The sequence below is a fragment of the Streptomyces sp. GSL17-111 genome (genome assembly GCF_037911585.1).
GTDB lineage: Bacteria > Actinomycetota > Actinomycetes > Streptomycetales > Streptomycetaceae > Streptomyces.
The window spans coordinates 3,871,295-3,893,604 of the sequence record NZ_JBAJNS010000001.1 but is presented as its reverse complement, the minus strand read 5'-3'; the positions used below and the strand labels follow the sequence as shown (position 1 = coordinate 3,893,604).

18 protein-coding genes are annotated in these 22,310 nt (G+C 72.0%); 5 read left to right on the top strand and 13 right to left on the bottom strand.

Going from position 1 to position 22,310, the window contains the following annotated elements:
- Positions 1-335 precede the first annotated feature (335 nt).
- A complete protein-coding gene (gene ppc / locus V6D49_RS17370) occupies positions 336-3,080 on the top strand; it encodes a phosphoenolpyruvate carboxylase (RefSeq protein ID WP_340560857.1) in 2,745 nt (914 codons plus the stop codon).
- Between the two features lie 87 nt (positions 3,081-3,167).
- Here the strand turns inward: ppc and V6D49_RS17365 are convergent, their stop codons facing one another.
- Positions 3,168-3,989 (bottom strand): trans-aconitate 2-methyltransferase, encoded by an 822-nt coding sequence (locus tag V6D49_RS17365; protein WP_340560856.1) that lies wholly within the window; start codon positions 3,987-3,989, stop codon positions 3,168-3,170.
- A 147-nt stretch (positions 3,990-4,136) separates the two neighbouring features.
- On the opposite strand from V6D49_RS17365, the gene V6D49_RS17360 reads away from it, so the two are divergent.
- Positions 4,137-4,640, top strand: coding sequence for a MarR family winged helix-turn-helix transcriptional regulator (locus tag V6D49_RS17360; protein ID WP_340560854.1), 504 nt, complete (start codon positions 4,137-4,139; stop codon positions 4,638-4,640).
- Positions 4,641-4,677: 37 nt separating this feature from the next.
- On the opposite strand, the gene V6D49_RS17355 is transcribed toward V6D49_RS17360, so the two are convergent.
- Positions 4,678-5,382: a response regulator transcription factor gene (locus tag V6D49_RS17355; protein ID WP_340560853.1), complete on the bottom strand. Its 705-nt coding sequence runs from the start codon at positions 5,380-5,382 to the stop codon at positions 4,678-4,680.
- Positions 5,383-5,522: 140 nt separating this feature from the next.
- On the opposite strand from V6D49_RS17355, the gene V6D49_RS17350 reads away from it, so the two are divergent.
- Positions 5,523-5,972: a GNAT family N-acetyltransferase gene (locus tag V6D49_RS17350; RefSeq protein WP_340560852.1), complete on the top strand. Its 450-nt coding sequence runs from the start codon at positions 5,523-5,525 to the stop codon at positions 5,970-5,972.
- On the opposite strand, the gene V6D49_RS17345 is transcribed toward V6D49_RS17350, so the two are convergent.
- From V6D49_RS17345 to V6D49_RS17300, 10 genes are all read right to left on the bottom strand, one after another.
- Positions 5,965-6,618: a response regulator transcription factor gene (locus V6D49_RS17345; protein WP_340560850.1), complete on the bottom strand. Its 654-nt coding sequence runs from the start codon at positions 6,616-6,618 to the stop codon at positions 5,965-5,967. The genes V6D49_RS17350 and V6D49_RS17345 overlap by 8 nt on opposite strands.
- 189 nt (positions 6,619-6,807) lie before the next feature.
- Positions 6,808-8,736 carry an outer membrane protein assembly factor BamB family protein gene (locus V6D49_RS17340; RefSeq protein WP_340560848.1) on the bottom strand — a complete coding sequence of 643 codons (1,929 nt, stop codon included), beginning with the start codon at positions 8,734-8,736 and terminating at the stop codon, positions 6,808-6,810.
- Positions 8,737-8,963: 227 nt separating this feature from the next.
- A complete protein-coding gene (locus tag V6D49_RS17335; RefSeq protein WP_340560846.1) occupies positions 8,964-10,772 on the bottom strand; it encodes an ABC-F family ATP-binding cassette domain-containing protein in 1,809 nt (602 codons plus the stop codon).
- A 145-nt stretch (positions 10,773-10,917) separates the two neighbouring features.
- Positions 10,918-12,063 carry an RNA polymerase sigma factor gene (locus V6D49_RS17330; RefSeq protein WP_340564099.1) on the bottom strand — a complete coding sequence of 382 codons (1,146 nt, stop codon included), beginning with the start codon at positions 12,061-12,063 and terminating at the stop codon, positions 10,918-10,920.
- Between the two features lie 20 nt (positions 12,064-12,083).
- Positions 12,084-12,491: a YciI family protein gene (locus tag V6D49_RS17325; RefSeq protein ID WP_340560844.1), complete on the bottom strand. Its 408-nt coding sequence runs from the start codon at positions 12,489-12,491 to the stop codon at positions 12,084-12,086.
- Positions 12,492-12,610: 119 nt separating this feature from the next.
- On the bottom strand, positions 12,611-14,233 hold the full coding sequence (locus tag V6D49_RS17320; protein ID WP_340560842.1) for a penicillin-binding transpeptidase domain-containing protein: 1,623 nt from the start codon (positions 14,231-14,233) through the stop codon (positions 12,611-12,613).
- 280 nt (positions 14,234-14,513) lie between these two features.
- Positions 14,514-15,797 carry a tyrosine-type recombinase/integrase gene (locus V6D49_RS17315; RefSeq protein ID WP_340560840.1) on the bottom strand — a complete coding sequence of 428 codons (1,284 nt, stop codon included), beginning with the start codon at positions 15,795-15,797 and terminating at the stop codon, positions 14,514-14,516.
- A 206-nt stretch (positions 15,798-16,003) separates the two neighbouring features.
- Entirely contained in the window at positions 16,004-16,237 is a 234-nt protein-coding gene (locus tag V6D49_RS17310; RefSeq protein ID WP_340560839.1) for a helix-turn-helix domain-containing protein, read from the bottom strand.
- A 408-nt stretch (positions 16,238-16,645) separates the two neighbouring features.
- Positions 16,646-17,431 (bottom strand): hypothetical protein, encoded by a 786-nt coding sequence (locus V6D49_RS17305; RefSeq protein WP_340560837.1) that lies wholly within the window; start codon positions 17,429-17,431, stop codon positions 16,646-16,648.
- Positions 17,428-17,985, bottom strand: coding sequence for a hypothetical protein (locus tag V6D49_RS17300; RefSeq protein ID WP_340560835.1), 558 nt, complete (start codon positions 17,983-17,985; stop codon positions 17,428-17,430). The genes V6D49_RS17305 and V6D49_RS17300 overlap by 4 nt, the downstream gene beginning before the upstream one ends.
- Positions 17,986-18,200: 215 nt before the next feature.
- On the opposite strand from V6D49_RS17300, the gene V6D49_RS17295 reads away from it, so the two are divergent.
- Both V6D49_RS17295 and V6D49_RS17290 read left to right on the top strand, forming a co-directional pair.
- Positions 18,201-18,959, top strand: coding sequence for a GntR family transcriptional regulator (locus V6D49_RS17295; protein ID WP_340560834.1), 759 nt, complete (start codon positions 18,201-18,203; stop codon positions 18,957-18,959).
- Positions 18,929-19,534 (top strand): AAA family ATPase, encoded by a 606-nt coding sequence (locus V6D49_RS17290; protein ID WP_340560833.1) that lies wholly within the window; start codon positions 18,929-18,931, stop codon positions 19,532-19,534. The genes V6D49_RS17295 and V6D49_RS17290 overlap by 31 nt, the downstream gene beginning before the upstream one ends.
- 1,063 nt (positions 19,535-20,597) lie before the next feature.
- On the opposite strand, the gene V6D49_RS17285 is transcribed toward V6D49_RS17290, so the two are convergent.
- Entirely contained in the window at positions 20,598-22,280 is a 1,683-nt protein-coding gene (locus V6D49_RS17285) for a dolichyl-phosphate-mannose--protein mannosyltransferase (protein WP_445330542.1), read from the bottom strand.
- Positions 22,281-22,310: the final 30 nt, after the last annotated feature.

Below are 22,310 nucleotides of genomic sequence, written 5' to 3'. Positions count from 1 at the left end.
TCGACGGGGGCGGCCCGGCCCTACCTACGGAACCGTAACCTACGGTTTCGTAAGTATGGCAGCACTTGGCCTCTCGGTCACAGGAGCGGGCAGGGGTGCGGTTGCGCAGCGGCGCGCGAAGGAGTGAGCGCCCGGTGCGTGGACGGCCCCGACCCGGGGTAGGGGCTCCTCCTATCCTTAGGGCGTCGGACAGCGCGGTCCGTGACCTGCCAAGAGCGAGAATGTCCTGAACAACAGGTGTGCCCGCGCGACCGGCGACGCAACCGCAGCAGCCGTGAGCCGGGGCACCGCAGTGCCGCCAAGAGCTGCCGAAGAGCTGCAAGGAGCCGCCCCTCATGAGCAGTGCCGACACCCGTCCGGAGGCCGTGGAGTCCCCGGAGGGCACCAGCGCCCTGCGCGCCGACATCCGCCGTCTGGGCGATCTGCTGGGTGAGACCATCGTCCGGCAGGAAGGCCCGGAGCTGCTGGATCTGGTCGAACGCGTCCGGGCGCTGACGCGCAGCGACGGCGAGGCCGCCGCCGCGCTCCTGGGTGAGACCGACCCGCAGACCGCCGCGAAGCTGGTGCGGGCCTTTTCCATCTACTTCCACCTGGCGAACGTCACCGAACAGGTGCACCGGGGGCGCGAGATGCGCGCGGCCCGCTCCGCCGACGGGGGCCGGCTGTCCCGCACGGCCGACCTGCTGAAGGACGCCGACCCGGCGCACCTCCAGGAGACGGCCGCCCACCTCGGGGTGCGTCCGGTCTTCACGGCGCACCCCACCGAGGCGGCGCGGCGCTCGGTGCTGACGAAGCTGCGCAAGGTGGCCGAACTGCTGGAGGTCACCGACTCCGCCGAGCGCCGCCGCACCGATCTGCGGCTGGCGGAGAACATCGACCTGATCTGGCAGACGGACGAGCTGCGGGTGGCCCGCCCCGAGCCGACCGACGAGGCGCGCAACGCCGTCTACTACCTGGACGAGCTGCACAGCGGCGCGGTCGGGGACGTGCTGGAGGACCTGGCGGCGGAGCTGGAGCGGGCCGGGGCGCCGCTGCCCGCCGGTTCGCGACCGCTGACCTTCGGCACCTGGATCGGCGGCGACCGCGACGGCAACCCGAACGTCACGCCGCAGGTGACGTGGGACGTGCTGATGCTCCAGCACGAGCACGGTATCGAGCAGGCGCTGGCGCACGTCGACGAGCTGCGCGGGGCGCTGTCCAGCTCCATCCGCAACTGCGGGGCCACGCAGGAGATGCTGGACTCCCTCAGCGACGACCTGGAGCGGCTGCCGGAGATCAGCCCGCGCTACAAGCGCCTGAACGCCGAGGAGCCCTACCGGCTGAAGGTCACCTGCGTGCGGCAGAAGCTGCTGAACACCCGGGACCGCCTGGCCGAGGACAAGCCACACGTCCCGGGCCGGGACTACCTGGGCACCGGCGAGCTGCTGGCCGACCTGGAGCTCGTGCAGTCCTCGCTGCGGCAGCACCGCGGGCAGCTCGTCGCGGACGGCCGGCTGGAGCGGGCGCTGCGCACGCTGGCCGCCTTCGGCCTCCAGCTCGCCACCCTGGACGTCCGCGAGCACGCCGACGCCCACCACCACGCCCTGGGCCAGCTCTTCGACCGGCTGGGCGAGGAGTCGTGGCGGTACGAGGACATGCCGCGCGACTACCGGCTGCGGCTGCTGGCCAAGGAGCTGCGCTCGCGCCGGCCGCTGGCTCCGACCCCGGCGCCGCTGGACGAGGCGGGCGCCAAGACGCTCGGCGTCTTCTCGACGATGCGCCGCGCGCTGGACACCTTCGGTCCGGAGGTCATCGAGTCCTACATCATCTCGATGTGCCAGGGCGCCGACGACGTGTTCGCCGCCGCCATCCTGGCCCGCGAGGCGGGGCTGATCGACCTGCACGGCGGCTGGGCCCGCATCGGGATCGTGCCGCTGCTGGAGACGACCGACGAGCTGAGGATCGCGGACGAGCTGCTCGACGCGATGCTCTCCGACCCCTCCTACCGCAAGCTGGTCGCGCTGCGCGGCGACCTCCAGGAGGTCATGCTCGGCTACTCGGACTCCTCGAAGTTCGGCGGCATCACCACCTCGCAGTGGGAGATCCACCGGGCGCAGCGGCGGCTGCGGGACGTCGCGCACCGGCACGGGGTGCGGCTGCGGCTGTTCCACGGCCGGGGCGGCACGGTCGGCCGGGGTGGCGGTCCGACGCACGACGCGATCCTCGCCCAGCCGTACGGCACGCTGGAGGGCGAGATCAAGGTGACGGAGCAGGGCGAGGTGATCTCCGACAAGTACCTGGTGCCCTCGCTCGCGCGGGAGAACCTGGAGCTGACGGTCGCCGCCACGCTCCAGGCCTCGGCCCTGCACACGGCGCCGCGCCAGTCGGACGAGGCGCTGGCCCGCTGGGACGCCGCGATGGAGACCGTCTCGGAGGCCGCGCACGGCGCCTACCGCAGGCTGGTGGAGGACCCGGACCTGCCGGCGTACTTCTTCGCCTCCACCCCGGTCGACCAGCTCGCCGACCTGCACCTGGGCTCGCGTCCGTCCCGGCGGCCCGACTCCGGCGCGGGCCTGGACGGGCTGCGGGCGATTCCCTGGGTGTTCGGGTGGACGCAGTCGCGGCAGATCGTGCCGGGCTGGTTCGGCGTCGGCACCGGTCTGAAGGCCGCGCGCGAGGCCGGGCTGGGCGACGTCCTGGCCGAGGCGCACGAGCGCTGGCACTTCTTCCGCAACTTCCTGTCGAACGTCGAGATGACGCTCGCCAAGACGGACCTGCGCATCGCCCGGCACTACGTGGAGACGCTGGTCCCGACCGAGCTGCGGCACGTGTTCGACACCATCGAGGCGGAGCACGCCCTCACGGTCGCCGAGGTGCTGCGCGTCACCGGTGAGCGGGAACTGCTGGAGGCGAGCCCCGTGCTGCGGCAGACGCTCAAGATCCGGGACGCCTACCTGGACCCGATCTCGTACCTCCAGGTCGCGCTGCTGCACCGGCAGCGGCAGGCCGCCGAGCGGGAGGAGCCGCAGGACCAGGTGGTCTCGCGGGCGTTGCTGCTGACGGTCAACGGCGTCGCGGCCGGCCTGCGCAACACCGGCTGACCCCGGCCTCACCCGGTCCGGCCGGGCGGTCGCGACCCCTTCGGGGCACCGCGGTCGCCCGGCCGGCGCCGTTTCCGGCCGGGCGGTTCAGTCGGCGGGTCTGCGGGCGACGGCGAAGACGCGGCGGAACGGGAAGACCGTGCCGTGCGGTCCCTCGGGGTAGGCGGCGCGGAGCAGGTCGCGGTACTCGGCGACGAACGCCGCGGCGGCGTCCGGATCGTCGGCGAGCGTGGTGAGCACCGGCCGCAGGGCCGTGCCGCGCGTCCAGTTCAGCACCGCGTCGGGGCCCTGGAGGAGCTGGACGTAGGTGGTCTCCCACACGTCGGCCACGCAGCCGAGGTCGGTGAGCCGCTGGAGGTACTCCCGCGGCTGGAGGATGTGGACGTACCGGCGGCCCTGGGCCCCGAGTCTGTCACGCCAGCGGGGGGCTTCGCAGAGTTCGCCGAGCAGGGCGTGGCTGGGGGAGGTGAAGTTGGCCGGGACCTGGAGGGCGAGGACGCCGCCGGGCGGGAGTGCCTCCAGCCAGGTCTTGAAGCGTTCCGCATGGCCCTCGACCCACTGGAGTGCGGCGTTGGAGACGATGAGGTCGTAGGTCTCCTGGGGTTCCCAGTCCGCGATGTCGCCGGTCGCGAAGTCGAGCCGGCCGCCGCCGGGGGTGGGGCCCGCGTGGGCGCGGGCGGCGGCCAGCATGTGCGGTGAGCTGTCGTAGCCGGTGATGTGGGCGCCGGGCCACCGGTCGGCGAGGAGCGCCGTGACGTTGCCGGGGCCGCACCCGAGGTCGGCGATGCGCGGCGGGCGTCCGGCGGCGGGGAGCTCGGGTATGCGGTCCAGCAGGTCGAGGAACGGGCGGGTTCGGTGGTCGGCGTGGTGGAGGTAGGTCTGGGGGTCCCAGGTCGGTGCGGACGACATGTGCGGTGCCTCCTTGCGTGCGTGGACCTGCCGTGCCTGACAGGCGGTCCCGGCGTTCGGAGCCTTCCACTCCGTAAGGGCCGTCATCCCTCCAATGTGTCTCGACATCAAGAAACTTTATGGCGACACAACTACTACACTGACGGCATGGAGGACGAGGTCGACCGACTGGTCGCAGCATGGCGCCGCGAACGCCCCGATCTCGACGTGGAACCCCTGGAGGTGCTCAGCCGGGTCAGCCGGCTGGCCCGGCACCTCGACCGGGCCCGCCGGATCGCGTTCGCGGAGCACGCCCTGGAGCCCTGGGAGTTCGACGTGCTCACCTCGCTGAGGCGCGCCGGAGCCCCGTACCAGCTCTCCCCCGGGCAGCTCCTGACCCAGACGCTCGTGACCTCCGGCACGATGACGAACCGGATCGACCGGCTGGCCAAGAAGGGCCTCGTCGAACGGCTCCCGGACCCGAGCGACCGGCGCGGGGTGCTCGTACGGCTGACGGACGAGGGCCGCGACCGCGCCGACCAGGCGCTGGCCGGGCTGCTCGCCCAGGAGCGGGCCATCCTCGTCGAGCTGTCCGCCGCGCAGCGCGCCGACCTCGCCGGTCTGCTCCGGCTGCTGACCGCTCCCTTCGACAACGTCCCCGCCGGCCTCTGACGCCGTCCGGCGGGCGACGCCGTCCGGCGGGCGCTCGTCAGGGCAGCGGGTCCGGCGGGGTCAGCCCGGCCCGGCGGGCCAGCGCGACGGCGGCCAGCGTCGAGTGCACGCCGAGCTTGCCGAGGACGTTCTGCATGTGGGTCCGCACCGTGTGGGGGGACAGGAACAGCCGCTCGGCGACCGCGTTCCGCCCCAGCCCCGCGACCATGCAGCGCAGCACCTCCAACTCGCGCGGGGTCAGCGACGCCAGCAGCCGTTCCCCCTCGCTGCGGTGCCGGGCCCCGGCCGTCAGCTCCCGCAGGACGGCCGTGAGCAGCACCGGCGGCACGTGCGTCTCCTCCCGCAGGACCCCGCGCACGACGCGCAGGAGCCGGGAGAGGGAGGTGCCCCTGGCCACCCAGCCGCACGCGCCGGCCCGCAGCGCGGCGGCGGCGTGCCGGGGGTCGTCCCGGGCGGCCAGGACCACGGGGCGCACCCCCGGATGGGCCTCGCGGACCGCCGTCAGGAGTCTCGCCTCCGGCGCCTCCTCGCTCCCCTCCCGCCCCACCCCGACGAGCTCCGCGTCGACCAGGAGCACGTCGAACGGACGCCCGGCCCCCGCCGAGCGCTCCAGGTGGCGCAGGGCCGCCGGCCCACTGCCCACGGCGGTCGGCTCCAGGTCCGGCTCGGCCGCCAGCGCGGCCACCATCGACTCGGCGAACACCCGGTGCCCGTCGGCCACCAGCACCCGTATCCGTCGCAACGCCCACCCCCAGCACGGTGCGGACCAGGGTACGGACGGTGCCCGGCGGCGGAAGCCCCGGCGCGCAAAGTGGCCGAACTCCTCCGTCGGCCGCCGAGCGGCCCTCCACCGGGCCACGAGCGGACCGTACAGTCGGCCGCATGTACACCTTCGACACGACGGTCAGCGACGCCCGGCGGAGTCTGCTCGTCGCGCGGCTGCGGGAGACGAACACCAGCGGCTCCCCCGTCCTGGCCGCCCTGCGCGGCACGGTCCACGACACCGAGGTGCCGCTCGACGTCACCGCCCTCGACCCGGCGGGCGGCGAGGAGTTCGCCGGGGGCCTCGTCGGCCACGTCTGGGCCCGCTGGCTGCACATCGACTACCTGTGGGTGGCCGAGCGGCACCGGGGCACGGGGCTCGGCGGCGAACTCGTCGGCCGGGCCGAGCGGCTGGCGCGGGACGAGCACGGCTGCCGCTTCTCCCGCGTCGAGACGTGGGACTTCCAGGCGCCGGAGTTCTACCGGAAGGTCGGGTACACCCTCGTCTCCGAGCTGCCCGACTACCCGCCGGGCGTCACGGACCACCTGTTCACCAAGTCCCTCAGCTGAGCAGTCCCGTGCGGGCGGCGAGCGCGGCGGCCTCCAGCCGGGAGCCGACCTCCAGCTTCGCCAGCACGCGCTGCACGTGCGTGCGTGCCGTGCTGGTCGCGATGCCCAGCCGCGCGGCGATGGCCCGGGTGTCCTCGCCCTCCGCGACCCGCGTCAGCACCTCCACCTCCCGGGGGGTCAGCAGCGCCCGCAGCCGCTCGGCCTCGTCGCCCGGACGGGGCGCCGGGTCCAGCAGCTCGGCGAAGGCCAGCCGCAGCAGCTCCGGCGTGACGGCCGCCTCCCCCACCCGCACCCGCACCAGGGCCCGTTCGACGCAGGCCACCCGCCCGTCGCTGGGCACGTAACCGCACGCACCGGCGGCGAAGGCGGCGGCCACCCCGCGCGGGCTCGGCACCGGGCCCAGGACGAGGACGGCCGTCCGCTCCAGCCGCGCCCTGATGCGCGCGACCGGGGCGAGCACGCCCGGCTCCTCGGGCACCGCCGTCCCCCACAGGCACACCTCGGGCCGCCTGCGGACGACGAACTCCACGGCGTCCTGGCCCGGGGTGAAGGCGGCCAGGACGCGGTGACCGCGCAGCCTGAGGGCGGAGGCCAGCGCCTCGGCCTGCAACCGGTGGTCGTCCACGACCACGACCCGCACACCCATCCGCCCGCCCCTTCGCCGTCTGCCGCCCCCGCACCACGCCGTCCGGCCCCGCCCCGGTAACCGCGCAAGCTACCGCGTCACGTGCCCGCTGTGCAGTCCCCCTCGGACACGGCGGCGGGCCGCACGCGGCCTTGCGCGTGCGGCCCGCCGTGGACCGTCCTTCGAGACCGTGCGGTCCCGTCGTACTCCCTAACGCACCGCCATGATGAGCGCGTTGTTGAGCGAGGTGTCCGTGTACAGCTGCGTGGTGACGAACAGCAGCGTGCCGCCCGCCCACATCGGACGGGTGTTGCTGCCCGTGGTCATCTTGCGCAGCGCCTCGTCCTTGTCCGTGGGCAGCTCCAGGAACGGCTCGGCCTCGCCCGTCCCCGGGTCGAGGAGCTGCGCGTTCGCGGGCACCTCGTAGCCGCCGTCGGCGAAGGCGAGGAGCTTGCCGTCGTGCATCGCGACCGGCGAGATGCCGCCGGCCTGGCCCAGCTCGAAGACCTGCTTCTGTCGGCCGGACTTCAGGTCGTAGGAGACGATCTCGTTGGTCTGGCCGTCCCCGCCCTGGTGGAGTTTCGTCTCCAGGTAGATGACGTTCTCCTCCGGGTCGACGACCACGTTGCGGACGTCCGTCAGCTTGATGCCGTCGGTCCGGAACTGGAAGCGGTCCTCGTCGACGCTGATCTTCTCCTGGAGCTCGAGCTCCTGCGAGAGGACCATGATGTCGGTGACGGCGATGCTGCTGGAGCCGCCCGCGTTCACGCCGATGACGAGCGGGTTCGTGGAGAAGACGCGCTGCACCTCGACGCCCTTGGGCGCCACCCACTCGTCCTTCTTCTCGCCCTTGGCGCTCAGCGTCTGGAGCTTCACCTCGTCGCCGAAGCCGCACTCGATCATCGTGATGAACTGCTCGCCGCCCACGTAGGCGCGGTCGCGGCACTCGGTGTAGTCGTCGGTCGGCTTCCACAGGAGCTTGCCGCTGTCGAGGTCGTACGCCGCCGAGCCGCCGATCCACGCCACGCCCGCCGTGTCACCGCTCACCGCCGCCTGCGGGAAGCTGACGTCGGCCATGCTCTCGCCCTCGGGGGCCGGCAGGTCCTCGCGCCACAGCTCCTTGCCGGCCGCCAGGTCGATGCCCATGACCTTCTCGCACTTGCGGCCCCACAGGATCATCGTCCGGTCGCCGGACGCCGTCGGCGCGGCGGCGCACTCCTCGCCCCGGACGGCCTTGATCTCCCAGGCCTTCTCCCCGGACTCGAGGTCGTAGGCCCGGACGGCGTCGTGCTCGTACTTGACGACGTTGTCCCCGACGAACCAGACGCCGGGCACCTCCATGATGATCTCGGCGTTGAAGGACGTGGGCGCCTCGACCTGCCAGGCCAGCTCGCCCTCGCCGTCCTGCGGGCCGGTCGGGCCGGACTTGTCGCCGTCCTTGCCGTCCTTGCCGTCCTGCTCCTTCCCGCCGTCGCCCTCGCCGCCCTGGCTGTTGCCCTTGTCGTCGCCCTTGGCCTCCGGCTCCCCGTCGCCCCCGGTGAAGAGGAAGATCCCGCCGACGGCGATCACGGCCACCGCCACCACGGCGGCGACGATGATCATGATCTTCTTGTTGAACCCGCCACCGCCCGACTGCGGCACGCCCGGCATCGGGTAGGTGGGCTGCTGACCGTAGGGGCCGGGCTGCCCGTACGGGCCGGGCTGCTGGCCGTAGGGACCGGGCTGGCCGTAGGGCCCCGGCGCTCCGGGCGCCGCCGGGTAGCCGTAGGGCTGCGACGGCGGCGGCGTCCCCGGGTAGCCGTAACCGGGGGGCGGCGTGGGCGGCTGGCCGGGCGCCTGGGGGTAGCCGTAACCGGCCGGTGCCTGGCCGGGCGCGGGCGGGGTCTGCGGCGCCTGGTTCGTCTGTTCGGCCTGCTCCGGCTGCTCCGGCTGCTCCGGCGACTTCCGCAACGACGGTGCGTCGGCGGGCGCTTCACCGGCCCCCTGCTCCTGCGATGACCCGGAGGCGGACCCGGAGGCGGACTCGGTGGGCTCGGGGGGCGGCCCGAAGCCGCCGGACGCCTGCCCCTCCGGCGGCGTGTCCTGCGGTTCGCCGGGTGGCTGGTTCGGCGGCTGGCTGGGTGGGGGCGGCTGCGACATGGCGATCCTTCTGCGCATGCGGACCGATTGCCCTGCCCCTCATTCCCCCGTAGGGACGAGCGAATCGGACATATGGCCCGCCGATTTTCGGCCTTGCTGGGTTGTTGAGCGAAGCCCTTTGTACCACCGGACACATGAGCGACCGCGGGCGGTTCCCACGCGTCCGCCCAGCCGGTACCGAGCCGGGACCCGTCCGTGACCGGTGCGCACCACGCGGGCCCGCCGCGTCACTGCTCCTCGGCCAGCTCCAGCCAGCGCAGCTCCAGGTCGTCCTTCTGCTCGGTGAGCTCCCGCAGCTCCGCGTCGAGCCGGGCGACCTTCTCGAAGTCGGTTGCGTGCTCGGCCATCTGCGCGTGCAGCGTGCCCTGCCGGTCACCGATCTTGTCCAGCTGCCGCTCGATGCGCTGGAGCTCCTTCTGCGCCGCGCGCGAGACGGCGGCCGGCTTCCCGGCCGCCGGGGCGGACGCGGGACGGGCCGCCGGCGCGGACGCCGCGCTCTCCACGGCCCGCGCGCGCCGCTCCAGGTACTCGTCGATGCCGCGCGGCAGCATCCGCAGCGTCCGGTCGCCGAGCAGGGCGAACACCCGGTCCGTCGTGCGCTCCAGGAAGTAGCGGTCGTGGCTGATGACGACGAGGGAGCCGGGCCAGCCGTCGAGCAGGTCCTCCAGCTGGGTCAGGGTCTCGATGTCCAGGTCATTGGTCGGCTCGTCGAGGAAGAGCACGTTCGGTTCGTCCATCAGCAGCCGCAGGATCTGCAACCGGCGCCGTTCGCCGCCGGACAGGTCGCCCACCGGCGTCCACTGCTTCTCCTTCGCGAAGCCGAACCGCTCGCACAGCTGGGAGGCCGTCATCTCCCGGCCCTTGCCGAGGTCCACGCGGGAGCGCACCTGCTCGACGGCCTCCAGGACCCGCCAGGTGGGGTCGAGTTCGGCGACCTCCTGGGACAGGTAGGCGAGCCGCACCGTCCGGCCGACGGTGATGTGCCCGGCGGCGGGCTGCTCCTCGCCCTCGCTCCGCGCCGCCGAGGCCAGCGCCCGCAGCAGCGAGGTCTTGCCCGCGCCGTTGACGCCGACGAGACCGACGCGGTCGCCGGGCCCGAGCTGCCACGTCACCCGCTCCAGCAGCACCCGCGGCCCGGCCTCGACCGTGACGCCCTCCAGGTCGAACACCGTCTTGCCCAGGCGGGAGTTGGCGAACTTCATCAGCTCCGCGCCGTCCCGCACCGGCGGTTCGTTCTCGATCAGCGCGTTGGCGGCCTCGACCCGGAAGCGCGGCTTGCTGGTCCGCGCCGGCGCGCCGCGCCGCAGCCACGCCAGCTCCTTGCGGACCAGGTTCTGCCGCTTGGCCTCCTCGGTGGCCGCGATGCGCTCCCGCTCGGCGCGGGCGAACACGTAGTCGCTGTAGCCGCCCTCGTACTCGTGCACCACACCGCCCTGCACGTCCCACATGCGGGTGCACACCTGGTCCAGGAACCAGCGGTCGTGCGTCACGCAGACCAGGGCCGAGCGGCGGGCGCGCAGGTGCGCGGCGAGCCAGGAGATGCCCTCCACGTCGAGGTGGTTGGTCGGCTCGTCGAGCACGATCAGGTCCTGCTCGGCGATGAGCAGCTTGGCCAGCGCGATGCGGCGGCGCTCCCCGCCGGAGAGCGGTCCGATGACGGTGTCCATGCCCTGCGCGAAACCGGGCAGCTCCAGGCCGCCGAACAGGCCCGTCAGCACGTCCCGCACGCGGGCGTTCCCGGCCCACTCGTGGTCGGCGAGGTCGCCGACGACCTCCTGGCGGACGGTCGCGGCCGGGTCGAGCGAGTCGTGCTGCGTCAGCACGCCGAGCCGCAGCCCGCCCTGGTGGGTGATCCGGCCGTCGTCGGGCCGCTCCAGCTTGGCGAGGATGCGCACGAGGGTCGTCTTGCCGTCGCCGTTGCGCCCGACCACCCCGATCCGGTCCCCCTCGCTGACGCCGAGGGAGACGCCGTCGAGCAGGGTGCGCAGTGTGTACGCCTTGCTGACGGCTTCGAGGTTGACCAGGTTGACGGCCATGCGGTGGGGCTCCTTGCGACGATCCGGCTCCCCGCCAGCGTAGTCGCCCCGCGCCGCCGCCCCGCCGCCCCTCCGTCCCGGCTCCGCCCGCCGGGGCGGCTGCCGCCGCGCCCGGACGGGCGGGCGCCGCCGCCGTGGACGGCGCTCAGCCGCCCCGGCCGGTGTTGAGCCGGGCGGCCTGACGCGTCAGGTGATCGCGCTCGGCCAGGTCCGACGCCTTCCCGGCCGCCTCCGCGTACAGCACCGCCGCCCGCTCCAGGTCCCCGGCGCGCTCGTGGAGGTAGGCCGCCACGGCGGTGTGCCGGGGCAGGGAGGCGTCCAGCCGCGCGAGGGCCGCCAGCCCGGCGTGCGGCCCGTCGGCCTCCCCGACGGCCACCGCGCGGTTGAGCCGGGCGACGGGGCTGTCCGTCAGGCGCACCAACTCGTCGTACCACTCGACGATCTGCACCCAGTCGGTCTCCTCGGCGGTGGGCGCGTCGGCGTGGAGCGCCGCGACGGCGGCCTGGGCCTGGAACTCGCCCAGGCGGTCGCGGGCCAGGGCGCCCTGCAGGATCTCGACGCCCTCGGCGACGGCCAGCGTGTCCCACCGGCCGCGGTCCTGCTCGGCGAGCGGCACCAGGGCGCCGTCGGGGGCGGTGCGGGCCTCCCGCCGGGCGTGGTGGAGCAGCATGAGCGCGAGCAGCCCGGCCACTTCGGGATGGTCGATGACGCCCGCGAGCTGCCGGGTGAGCCGGATCGCCTCGGCGGCGAGGTCGACGTCGCCCGAGTAGCCCTCGTTGAAGACCAGGTAGAGGACGCGCAGCACGGTCGTGACGTCGCCGGGGCGGTCGAACCGCACCCCCGAGACGGTGCGTTTGGCCCGGCTGATCCGCTGCGCCATGGTCGCCTCGGGCACCAGGTAGGCGCGGGCGATCTGGCGGGTGGTGAGGCCGCCGACGGCGCGCAGGGTGAGCGCGACGGCGGAGGACGGCGTCAGCGACGGGTGGGCGCACAGGAAGTACAACCGGAGGGTGTCGTCCACGTCGGACGCGGACCCGGGCGCGGGCTCCTCCTCGACGCGGTCCTCGCGCCGTCGGCGGGCGGCGTCCGCACGCGCCGCGTCGAGGAACCGGCGCCAGGCCACGGTGACCAGCCAGCCCCGTGGGTCGCGCGGAGGGTCGGCGGGCCAGACGCGGAGCGCCTCGAGGAGCGCTTCCTGCACGGCGTCCTCGGCCGCCGCGAAGTCGGCTCCGCGGCGGACGAGGATGCCGAGCACGCTCGGCGTGAGGCTCCGGAGCAGGGTCTCGTCCACTCCGGAGGGCACCTCGGACGTCACTCCGTGATCGTGGGCGGGGCGGACAGGAAGGGGCGCAGCTCCAGCCACTCGTGGATCGGCTCGCCGCCCGCGCCGGGCGCGGCCGAGAGTTCCCCGGCCAGCTCGACGGCGCGTTCGTGGCTGTCGACGTCGATCACCATCCAGCCCGCGATGAGGTCCTTGGTCTCGGCGAACGGGCCGTCCGTCACCGGCGGGCGTCCCTCGCCGTCGTAGCGCACCCACGTCCCCTCGGGGGCGAGCGCCTGGCCGTCGACGTACTCCCCGGTCTCCTGGAGCCGCGCCGCGAAGTCGTTCATGTACCGGACGTGCGCCGAGATCTCCTCCGGCGTCCAGCGCTCCATGGGGACGTCGTTGACGGCGGCGGGGGCACCCCGGTAGTGCTTCAGCAGCAGGTACTTGGCCATGGTGCTTCTCCTCGGTCCTGGAGCGGCCCATCGTGGCCGCCTTCACTCCGGGGACGGAGCCAGGCACGGGTTCTCGACATCACGCGCCGGGTTTTTTCCACCCGATCGCGTGGCGGTGCTCAGCCGGCGTTCAGGATCTCCGCGACGACGGGCCCGGCGTTGGTGCCGCCGTGTCCGGAGTTCGGGATCACGGCGGAGACGGCGAGGTCGTCGCTGTAGCCGATGAACCAGGCGTTCGGCTTGTCCTGGCCGTCGACCTCGGCCGAACCGGTCTTGCCGCCCTTGTCGCCGCCCACGGAGGCCATGGCCTCGGCGGCGGTTCCGCTGGTCGCCGTGGTGTTCATGAGCGATCGCAGCTCGGCGGCGAGCGCGGGGCTCATGGCGCGCGGGGCACTGGCCAGGGTGCGGCCGTCCACCGACGGCGGGACGAGGTAGGGCTGCTTGAAGGCGCCCGCCTTCACCGTCGCCGCGACGGAGGCCATGGTCAGCGGGTTCATCCGCACCCCGCCCTGGCCGATCAGCGACGCGGCCATCTGCGCGTCGGCCTGCACGGGGACGGTGCCGTCGAACGTGCCCGTGCCGACCTGCCAGGTGAGGCCGAGGCCGAAGAGGTCACGGGCCTGCTGGGTGAGGTCGTCGTCGGCCAGCTCGGGGGCCTGGCTGATGAAGGCCGTGTTGCAGGAGGCGGCGAAGCTGTCCCGGAACGTGCCGCCCTTGATGTCGAACTTGTCCAGGTTCTGGAACTTCCAGCCGCCGTGGGTGAAGAACTTCGGGCACGGGTGGGCGGCGTCGGCGGAGGCGAGGTCCTTCTCGATGAGCATCGAGGCGCTGACGACCTTCCAGGTCGAGCCGGGCGCGAGGGAGCCGCGGAGGGCCATGTTGAAGTCGCCCGCCGGCGCGTCCGCGACGGCCAGGATCTCGCCGGTGCTGGGCTTGACCGCGACGGCCGCGCCGCTCTTCCTCCCCTCCAGCGCCGCCTGGGCCGCCTTCTGGAGGTCCGCGTCGATGGTGGTCGGGATCCTGCCCGGCTCGCCCTCGGACAACTTCTTGAGGACCTTCTTCTCCTCGCCGTCCTTGTCGACGATCCGCAGGGACACCGGCGCGGTGCCCTCGGAGCGGTCGGCGTAGCGCTTGGAGACGTCGGCGAGCACGGCCTTGAGCTCGGGGAACTCCTCCCCGGTCAGCTCCTCGCCGTCGCGGTCGACGGTGATGACCTCCGGATCGCCCTTGGCGTCGGTGACGATCCGCTCGCCGTCGGCCAGGTCGGGGTGCAGGACCTCCGGCTCCCAGTCGACGACGACCTCGCCGCTGCCGTCGTCCCGCACGACGGTCAGGGCGGAGACGTACTCGACGCTGCCGCTCGTGTCCTCGTGCGTGACCTCGGCGGTGACGCCGAACGGCACCTCCGTGCCCTTCGGGGCGCGCTCGGCGAGCTCCACGCCGGTCACCCCGGCGTCCTCGGCGAACGCCGTGAGGGCCGCCTCCGCCGCGGCCTCCTCGTCGGTGAGGGCGGCGGCCTTCGCCGCGTCGCCCGACTCCCAGGCGGCGAGGAACTCCTCGGCCGCGGCCCGCACCTCGTCGGCGCTCGGCGGCCCGGTGGGTCGGGGCTCGGACTTCCCGTCCTCGCCAGTGGTCAGGGTGGACTCGCCGCCCCCCGACTCGTCGGCGCCGCCCACCAGCGCGTAGGCACCGAATCCGGCGGCTCCCACGGCCACGGCACAGACGGCGCCGATCACCGCCATCCTCTGACCGTCTCGCATACGTCTTCAGACCCTCCACCCCGCCCCGGCGGCCACCGGGGACCTCCGAGGCACACTAGAGCACCGGTTCGGCCGTTCGGGTGTGAGGCCCCGCGCGCGTCGAGGACGTTGCAGGGCTGTGACACGCACCCGTCAGATCCAGGTGCCGAGCCACATGCGGGCGCGCCACTCCTCCATGGAGAGTTCCTGGCCGGTGTAGAGCGGCCAGAAGTAGACGGAGTCTCCCGTCCCGGCATCCGCAGGGCCTTGACCAGCTAGTTTGCTACTCGGTAGGCGGGTGTTCGTCGCTCTGGGCCGTCTGTGGGCCGTGATCATGGCTTCCGGAGCGCTGAAACAGCCGGTCCACGGCCTTGCGGGTGCGGCCCTCACTGCTCGGCATCAGGTGCGTGTACGTCCGCAGGGTGAACCCCGGGTCGCTGTGTCCGAGGTACTGGCTCAAGGCCCTGATGTTCTCCCCCGCATCCAGCAGCAACGAGGCATAGAAGTGCCTCAGCGCGTGCATGCCGTGCTCTCGCGCACTCGCGTACCTCTCCCCCTCCTGCCGCGCCGGAAGAACGTCGGCAGCGGCAAGAGCGGGCTTCCAGACGTGATCGTTGAAGTGGCTCACCCGCACGTGCTGCCCGCGCGGACCGCTGAACAGGAGCTGACGGGTCACGGAGGGGCCCTCCGGGGTTCGCCACGGGAGAGTCACGTCTATGGGCGGGAACCGCTTGAGGTGGGCGCGGAGCGCGTCGCTGACGGCCCCGGGCAACGGCACGTCGCGCACCTTCCCGCCCTTGGGCGGTGCGAACACGTACTTGCCCCGGATGCGCTTCAACTGGTGCCGCACAGCGATCCAACCGCCCTCATGGTCCAGCTCATCGAGCGACAGCCCGAAGACCTCACCCTGCCGCAGTCCGCATCCGGCACCGACGGTCACGGCCGCCTGGAAGCACTCGGGCAACGCGTGCCGGACGGCCCCCACCTGGTCGAGCGTCCACGGGACGACCGGTGCCGGGTTCTCCCTGGGCAACTTGACAGAACGTGCCTTGCAGGGGTTCTTGCTCAGAACTCCGTCGTCCACGGCCGCGCTCAGCACAGCGGAGACGGTCCCCACGATGATCCGCCGGTGCGACGCCGCCGGAACGGTCGTCTCCAAGGCTGCGATCCAGTCCCGAACGTGGCTGGGCTGAAAGGAGCCAAGGGGACGGCTCCCGAGGTGCGGGAAGGCGTGCAGCCTGAGACGGCGCTCTGCGGCTTCCCGGCTGTTCACCTCACCCGCGTGCGAAGCAACCCAGCGTTCGGCGTACTGCTGGAACGTCGTCCGGCTGCTCTTGGGGTCGGTGTACTGGCCCCTGCTCATGTCGGCTTCAACGACGCTGAGCCAGTCCTCAGCCTTGCGCTTCTGTCGGTCGGGGAAGCTCTTGGACTTCTCGGTGCCATCGGGGCCGATGTAGCGGGCACGGTAGCGCATGCCAGCGCCGTGCCGGTCGGTCTTGACCCTCCGGGGTCTGCCGTTCGCGTCGTTCTCGGTCTTGTACCAGCGGTCTTGGATGTGTCCGGCCATCGGGGAAGGTCTCCTGTATGGGGTGGCGGGTCGGGGGTGTGGGTGGGTCCGCAGGGGTGTTGGAGGGGAGTTCTGCGGCCGGTCGCGATGAGGTCGAAACTCGATACCTGTGCAGGTCAGGCGGCAGGTGTGCCGATATCTGGGGCGAAACCGGTTTCGGGTCGGGGCGAAACTGCGTGCCGGGCCCGAAACCGGTTCGCGGGGGATCAAGCGGCGTTGTGCTCGGTGCGGGCGGTGATCCAGGCGTGGACGGCGGCGGGGTCGTAGCGCAGGTGCTTGCCGACGCGGAAGCCGGGCGGTCCGGTGCGCTTGCGGCGCCAGGAGTAGACCGTCTCGACGGGTACCGCCAGGAGGGAGGCAAGGTCTTCGGGGGTGAGGTAGCGGTCCGGCAGTCCGCCGCGCAGAGTGGCGCGGCGGTCGCCCTGGGGGCGTGCTGGCATAGGTGCGGCTCCTTGGGGTGTCTGGGGCGGTGACGTGCGTGACGGGCCGCGTCACACCCGGCGTCACGGGGGCCACGGCGCCCGGGCCCTGAGGGACCGTTCACGGGTGTTCACCGACTCGGGTCCGGTGTTCGCGGTCGCGTTCACGGCTGCGGGTCGGTGTTCACCGGATCGGGTCGGACGTTCACCGGTCGGGGCCGGTGTTCACGGGCGCATTCACGCGGTCCGGCTGTCTCGGCATCGGGCCCGGTAGTCGGGGTGTTGGCGCTGGCCACACCCCGACCGTTGCGGGGTCGGTCGGGTGGTCGACCCCGCAACGGTCGGGAACCGGGGCGACTGGTCACATGGCCGGTCAGGTTGGTGACCGGGTTGGTGGTCACGTCGGTGACCGGTCGGGTCGGCCGGTGGTTACCAGCGGGCGTGCAGGGGCCGGTAGAAGGCCGGACCCGGTTCGCGCGGCGCAGTCGTGCCCAAGGCGTAACCACCGTCGTCCAGGCGCACGACCAAGGGGGCAGGCTCGCGGGCGCTGTGGGCATGGGCGAGCGCGAAGCACAGGCGACGACGGCGGAAGTCGGGCATCACCTGCCGGTACAACCACGACACCGGTTCCCGCAGCTTGGCCGGTACGCCCAACTCGGCCACCACCGACTCACCCAGACCGACCAGCGTTTCGGCCGGCACCCGCTCGGCCCCCTGCCGGATGCACTGAGACACCAGCAAAGACCGCGCGGACAGGAAGGAGACGTCTTCCTGCTGGCAGCGCCTCAGGTCCGACAGATACAGGCACACCGCCACCTCACCGGCCGTCATCGCCCGCGACCGCGCCCCGGCGTACCAGTACGCCAACGTCAGCCGGTGCGCCCAGCGCCAACACTGGACGACCTCCCAGAACTCATCGCCCAGCCCGCAGAACGTGCCCAACTCCGCCCGGACACCCTCCACGCCTAGGGAGCGCACCCCGCCGCACAGAGCGGCCGACAGGGTGTCGGTGTCCGGGTTGCCCAGCTCGTCCGCGCTCGACTCGAACAGGGCGCACGCGGCCTCAGCCCGCGTCAGCTCCACCCCGACTTCGGGCACGGGGATCGTGGGCAACTCCTGACCGCCCTGGCGGCGGTCGGCCGCGAGCAGGCGACCCACCTCGGTACCGCGAAGCTGCGCGAACACCTCGCGCACGCCCTGGGGGAACTCACTCATCGGGCCACCCCCATAAGGGGGCGCGGACGGGGCCGCGAGCAGATCCAGCAGGGACGGTAGCCGTCCTCGTACCAGTCGGATTCCGCGTCGATGACCCAACGGCCCCACACCTGCCGGGCCCCCTCACACACCGGGCAACCGCCATCGACCTGTGCCGCCGCGTTCCGCTCGCGTGCCGCGTTGGTCATACCGTCGGAACAGCAGACACTCTCGCTCGCCGCCTGGTCGGCCAGCAGCAGACGGCGCGCCCTCGGGAAACGCTGCTCGTGACGCGCTTGGATCTGGGCCGTCAGCAGGTCCTTGACGTTCAGAAGCCGCCACCCGTGGAGGTACTCAGCACGGCAACGCACTTCCTCCATGCCGAAGCGCTCAGCACCCTGCACGATCCAGGCGCGCACCTGCTCACCGGTGTGGTGACGCTTCACGTTCGGCATGTCCGAGGCGTAAAGAGCAACGGTCCGTTCCGAGTGGGTCAGGCCCGCCACGTCGATGCGCTCAGCGACCTCGACCGTTGCCGGTTCGGTACGCCGTTCCGCGATGGTTCCAGGCATCATGGAGACACCCCTTCATGGGTCAGGGGAGCGGCGGACTGCTTGGCGGTAGGGCGCCGCTCCCTGTCTGTCCCTGGCACTGACCAGGGGCTTTGCGCATCACTGGCCGCTCACCACCTGGCGAGCCAACCGGCGACACATCCCTAGGTTCCCTAGGGCACCCTAGGGTGTCAAGGGGTACGCTAGGCATGCAGGTCGAGAAGTGAGGAGCCGTTGAGATGGCGGACCAGGTCAACAATCGGGCGCCGTACGCGCAGATTGCCGCCCACTACGCGGAGCTGATCACGTCTGGACAACTTGGTCCAGGCTCCCTCCTGCCAAGCATCAAAAGCTTGGCGCAGGAATGGAAGGTCAGCACCGCGACCGCCGAGAAGGCACTGCGGCAACTGCGCGGCGAAGGATTGGTAAGGGGTATTCACGGCATCGGTACAGAGGTCGTGGATTTGCCATCGCCCATGTCCTCGGGTTCTCAGCGCCAGGATCGCGGACGGCATAGCGGCTCAAGCTGGGGAGCTGGAGAGCGATCGGATTCACACGAAGCCTCTGTGGTACCCGCCCCCGAGTACGTAGCCCACGAACTGGAATTGGAACCAGGGCAAGACGTTGTAAGGCGACGCCGCGTGTACCGGGACCGGCACGGGATCGTCGCGCACTCCACATCATGGATTCCAGCCCGCTATGGGAGTCTCGTGCCGCAGTTGGCGCGGAGCGAACGGCTCAGCGGGGGCACTTCGCTACAGCTCATCGCTCAGGCAACGGGAAGCCCGATTACCCACCGAATCGACACGGCCTCTGCTCGACTTCTAACCCCGCAAGATTCGGCTCTGCTGGATTTGGACCCTGCGAACCCGCCGACAGAACCCGTGGTAGTGATGACTGCCAAGTTCGTCGACGACGACGGCAACGTTGTGGAGTTCGGCGAGGACCTGGGGAGCCCAGGCCGCAAGTGGCGGGTCGAATCGGAGGTAGCTCAGTGACCGCCCACGGAGCTGAGGAGCGCCCCCGCTGCGTCCTCATGGCTGGGCTTCCCGGTTCTGGCAAAACAACATTGGCTCGCACGCTGGAGGACCGGGGATTCGTGCGCCTTTGCCCTGACGAAGAGATGTGGCGGCGGCACGGGGTGTACGGGGTGGATTTCCCCAGAGGAACGTTTCCCACCCTCGAAAAGCCAATCCTTGAAGAGACGATTGCGACGCTTGCGGAGCTCTTGCGAAAAGGGCACGACGTGGTGGTTGATCACGGCTTTTGGACGCCCGAAGACCGAAGCCGGTGGCGGACAGCCGCCCTGAGCGCTGGCGCCGTTCCTCTGCTCGTCTACCTCGAAGCGAGCCACGAAGAACTGTGGTCAAGGATCAGCAAGCGGAACGCGAAGCACGAGGAAGACCCGAACTCCATCTACTTCTCTGAGAGCGACCTAGCGCGATACCGAACACGTTTCGTCCCGCCGGGTCCGGACGAAGACCCGACCCCGTACGACGGCGGTCCCGAGTGCGTGCTGAGGCTGGTTGCCGGGGCGGGACGAGCGTCAGCACACCAGGACCGCCGCTGCTGATCGCGGCGCCAAGCGGACCGCAGGCTGGCCCGTGCAGGCTGCAGCGCTGGCGACCCTCACCACCCTGGACCAGGTCGTTCGCGCTTAGCGGCCCGAGTTGGGTCAGCACAGGAAGCGCCGTCAGACCGAGGTTCGAGCCATACAGGAACGGCCTTCGGCCGCACGTCTTCCGGAAGCTCGCTCCGCGAGCACGCGGCTCGATACATGGCTTGCCCCGTCGACGCGCGCTCCGCTCTCACTCGCGGCTACGGAGCGTGTCGGGGAGGGAGGGGACACCCTTGCGTGATCCCCATATCCCAGGCTCTCAGCACGCCTCCAGGGCGGCTCACGGAGCCTCCCTGTCTCCCCGTGGGTGCCATCTGCCCTGCTCGTCAGGGCATGCAGTCCCGGGGAGGCTCTCGGGGAAAACTCCCCGCATCCCCGAGAGCCTCCCCATAACTCTAAGTAGCAGAAAGCGGTATCTAGCCGCTCGTCGCTGCGCACGAGCGAAGGCGTGCTGCCTTGGGGTTGCCGGCGTCTTTGGTGCGATACCAACAACTGTGAGCCAACTGAAGCTCTTAGGGGAGGGGCCCTCCCCCCTGTCAGGTCCGCTACTTCCGCTACCTCCGCTACCGTGCAGGTCACAGACCTGCGACGGGTAGCGGCAAGCCCGGATTCCTCCGCTACCCCACCACCCACACCCGCTACCGGCCCGACCCTGACCACGCCGGGGCCGGTAGTGGACCCATCCGCTACCGCTACCCCCATCCGCTACCACGATCACGCCCCTGACCAGGGCGGTAGCGGAGGTAGCGGAAGTAGCGGACCTGACAGGGGGAAGGGGGCCGCCCCCCTAAGAGCCTTGGTCGAGCCCGGTCGAAGCGTCATGCCGCCGACGAACCGGGGCCAGAACGAGCCGCTGGCGCCCGAGAATCGTCGGCCGAAGGCCGTCCTCATAGTCTCTCCGCGCCGGGCTCCGGGCCGTCTGTGGGCCGTGAGGGGATGGCCAACGACGACGAACGACGGCCGACAACGCCCGCTGTGCGTCGAGCGTTCTCGGCCGTCGTGAGCTACGTTGTCGCAGCTAGATCCAGGTGCCGAGCCACATGCGGGCGCGCCACTCCTCCATGGAGATCTCCTGGCCGGTGTAGAGCGGCCAGAAGTAGACGAAGTTCCAGACCACGAGGAGCAGCAGCACGCCCGTGACGACGAGCCCGACCGCGCGGCGGACCTCGGTCGAACGGGGCGGTCCGGCGGCTGCGGCGAGCAGTTGGGCCACCGCCAGGCACAGGAACGGCACGAACACCACGGCGTAGAAGTAGAAGATCGTGCGGTCCTGGAAGTGGAACCACGGCAGGTAACCCGCCGCGATCCCGCACAGCAGCGCCCCCGAGCGCCAGTCGCGGCGCAGCGCCCAGCGGTAGAGCGCGTAGACGACGGCGGCGCACCCGAGCCACCACAGCAGCGGCGTGCCGAGGGCCAGCACCTCCTGGGCGCAGCCGCCGGGCTCCGCGCAGCCCCCCTCGCCGGGCTCGCGCGACTCGTAGAAGTACGACACCGGCCGGGCCGCCACGATCCAGCTCGCGGGATGCGAGTCGTAGGCGTGGTCGTCGGTGAGGTCGACGTGGAAGCTCAGCTTCTGCCACTCGTAGTGCCACAGGCTGCGGAGCGGGCCGGGGACGAAGCCGAAGGCGGTGTCGGCCCCGGCGTTCTCGTGCCAGTCCCGGTAGTAGCCGCCGTCGCTGACGAGCCATCCGGTCCAGGACGCCAGGTAGACGACGCCGGCGACGGGCACGAGGGAGAGGAACGCGGGCCCGGCGTCGCGGCGGAGCACGGTGCGCACCGGCCGGTGGGCGCCCGCGGTGCGGCGGGCGCCGACGTCCCAGGCGACCGTGAGGAGGCCGAACGCCGCGAGGACGAACAGGCCGCTCCACTTCGTGCCGCAGGCGAGCCCGAGGCAGACGCCGGCGGCCAGCCGCCAGGGGCGCGCGCCCAGCCGCAGGGTGGCGGCGACGGTGGGGTCCGGACGGTCGTCGGGGAGGGCGGCGGCCAGCCGTGCCCTGGACCGGTCCCGGTCGACGAGGAGGCAGCCGAAGGCCGCCAGGACGAAGAACATCAGGATGAGGTCGAGCAGGGCGGTGCGGCTCATGACGAAGTGGAGCCCGTCCACCGCCATCAGCGCCCCCGCGAGGCAGCCCAGGAGCGTGGAGCGGAACATGCGGCGGCCGATCCGGCACAGCATGAGGATCGACAGCGTGCCCAGCACGGCCACCATGAACCGCCAGCCGAACGGCGTCAGGCCGAACAGCTGCTCGCCGAGTGCGATGACCCACTTGCCGACGGGCGGGTGCACGACGTAGGCGGGCGCCTCCGTCAGCGGGATCACCTGCGGGTCGGCCAGGATCTTGTCGTTGGCGCCCTCCTGCCAGCTGCCCTCGTAGAGCAACTCGCGCAGGGACCAGGCGTCCTTGGCGTAGTAGGTCTCGTCGAATATCACCGCGTGCGGTGAGCCGAGCCGCCAGAAGCGCAGGAACCCGGCGAGCAGGGCGACCAGGAGCGGTCCGCCCCAGCCGCGCCACCGGGGCTCGATGCCGAGCGCCGACCACATTCCGGTGCCGGACTGCGGGAAGGGCGGCACCAGGCGCTCCCGCACACCGGGACGCGGGCGGGGCAGGTACCCGTAGCGGCGCAGCCGCTCAGGCCCACCCGCAGGGGCCTGCCCGGCTGCGGCGGGGCCCCGGTCGGGCGCCGTGATCTCACTCCTCACCGGGTCATCCTAGGGAACGCCCGGCCGGGG

What these genes read in the sequence shown, in the direction of transcription:
- ppc (WP_340560857.1), top strand. Translation starts at nt 336, where the DNA reads ATGAGCAGTGCCGACACCCGTCCGGAGGCCGTGGAGTCCCCGGAGGGC.
- V6D49_RS17365 (WP_340560856.1), bottom strand. Translation starts at nt 3,989, where the DNA reads ATGTCGTCCGCACCGACCTGGGACCCCCAGACCTACCTCCACCACGCC.
- V6D49_RS17360 (WP_340560854.1), top strand. Translation starts at nt 4,137, where the DNA reads ATGGAGGACGAGGTCGACCGACTGGTCGCAGCATGGCGCCGCGAACGC.
- V6D49_RS17350 (WP_340560852.1), top strand. Translation starts at nt 5,523, where the DNA reads ATGTACACCTTCGACACGACGGTCAGCGACGCCCGGCGGAGTCTGCTC.
- V6D49_RS17345 (WP_340560850.1), bottom strand. Translation starts at nt 6,618, where the DNA reads ATGGGTGTGCGGGTCGTGGTCGTGGACGACCACCGGTTGCAGGCCGAG.
- V6D49_RS17340 (WP_340560848.1), bottom strand. Translation starts at nt 8,736, where the DNA reads ATGTCGCAGCCGCCCCCACCCAGCCAGCCGCCGAACCAGCCACCCGGC.
- V6D49_RS17335 (WP_340560846.1), bottom strand. Translation starts at nt 10,772, where the DNA reads ATGGCCGTCAACCTGGTCAACCTCGAAGCCGTCAGCAAGGCGTACACA.
- V6D49_RS17325 (WP_340560844.1), bottom strand. Translation starts at nt 12,491, where the DNA reads ATGGCCAAGTACCTGCTGCTGAAGCACTACCGGGGTGCCCCCGCCGCC.
- V6D49_RS17320 (WP_340560842.1), bottom strand. Translation starts at nt 14,233, where the DNA reads ATGGCGGTGATCGGCGCCGTCTGTGCCGTGGCCGTGGGAGCCGCCGGA.
- V6D49_RS17315 (WP_340560840.1), bottom strand. Translation starts at nt 15,797, where the DNA reads ATGGCCGGACACATCCAAGACCGCTGGTACAAGACCGAGAACGACGCG.
- V6D49_RS17310 (WP_340560839.1), bottom strand. Translation starts at nt 16,237, where the DNA reads ATGCCAGCACGCCCCCAGGGCGACCGCCGCGCCACTCTGCGCGGCGGA.
- V6D49_RS17305 (WP_340560837.1), bottom strand. Translation starts at nt 17,431, where the DNA reads ATGAGTGAGTTCCCCCAGGGCGTGCGCGAGGTGTTCGCGCAGCTTCGC.
- V6D49_RS17300 (WP_340560835.1), bottom strand. Translation starts at nt 17,985, where the DNA reads ATGATGCCTGGAACCATCGCGGAACGGCGTACCGAACCGGCAACGGTC.
- V6D49_RS17295 (WP_340560834.1), top strand. Translation starts at nt 18,201, where the DNA reads ATGGCGGACCAGGTCAACAATCGGGCGCCGTACGCGCAGATTGCCGCC.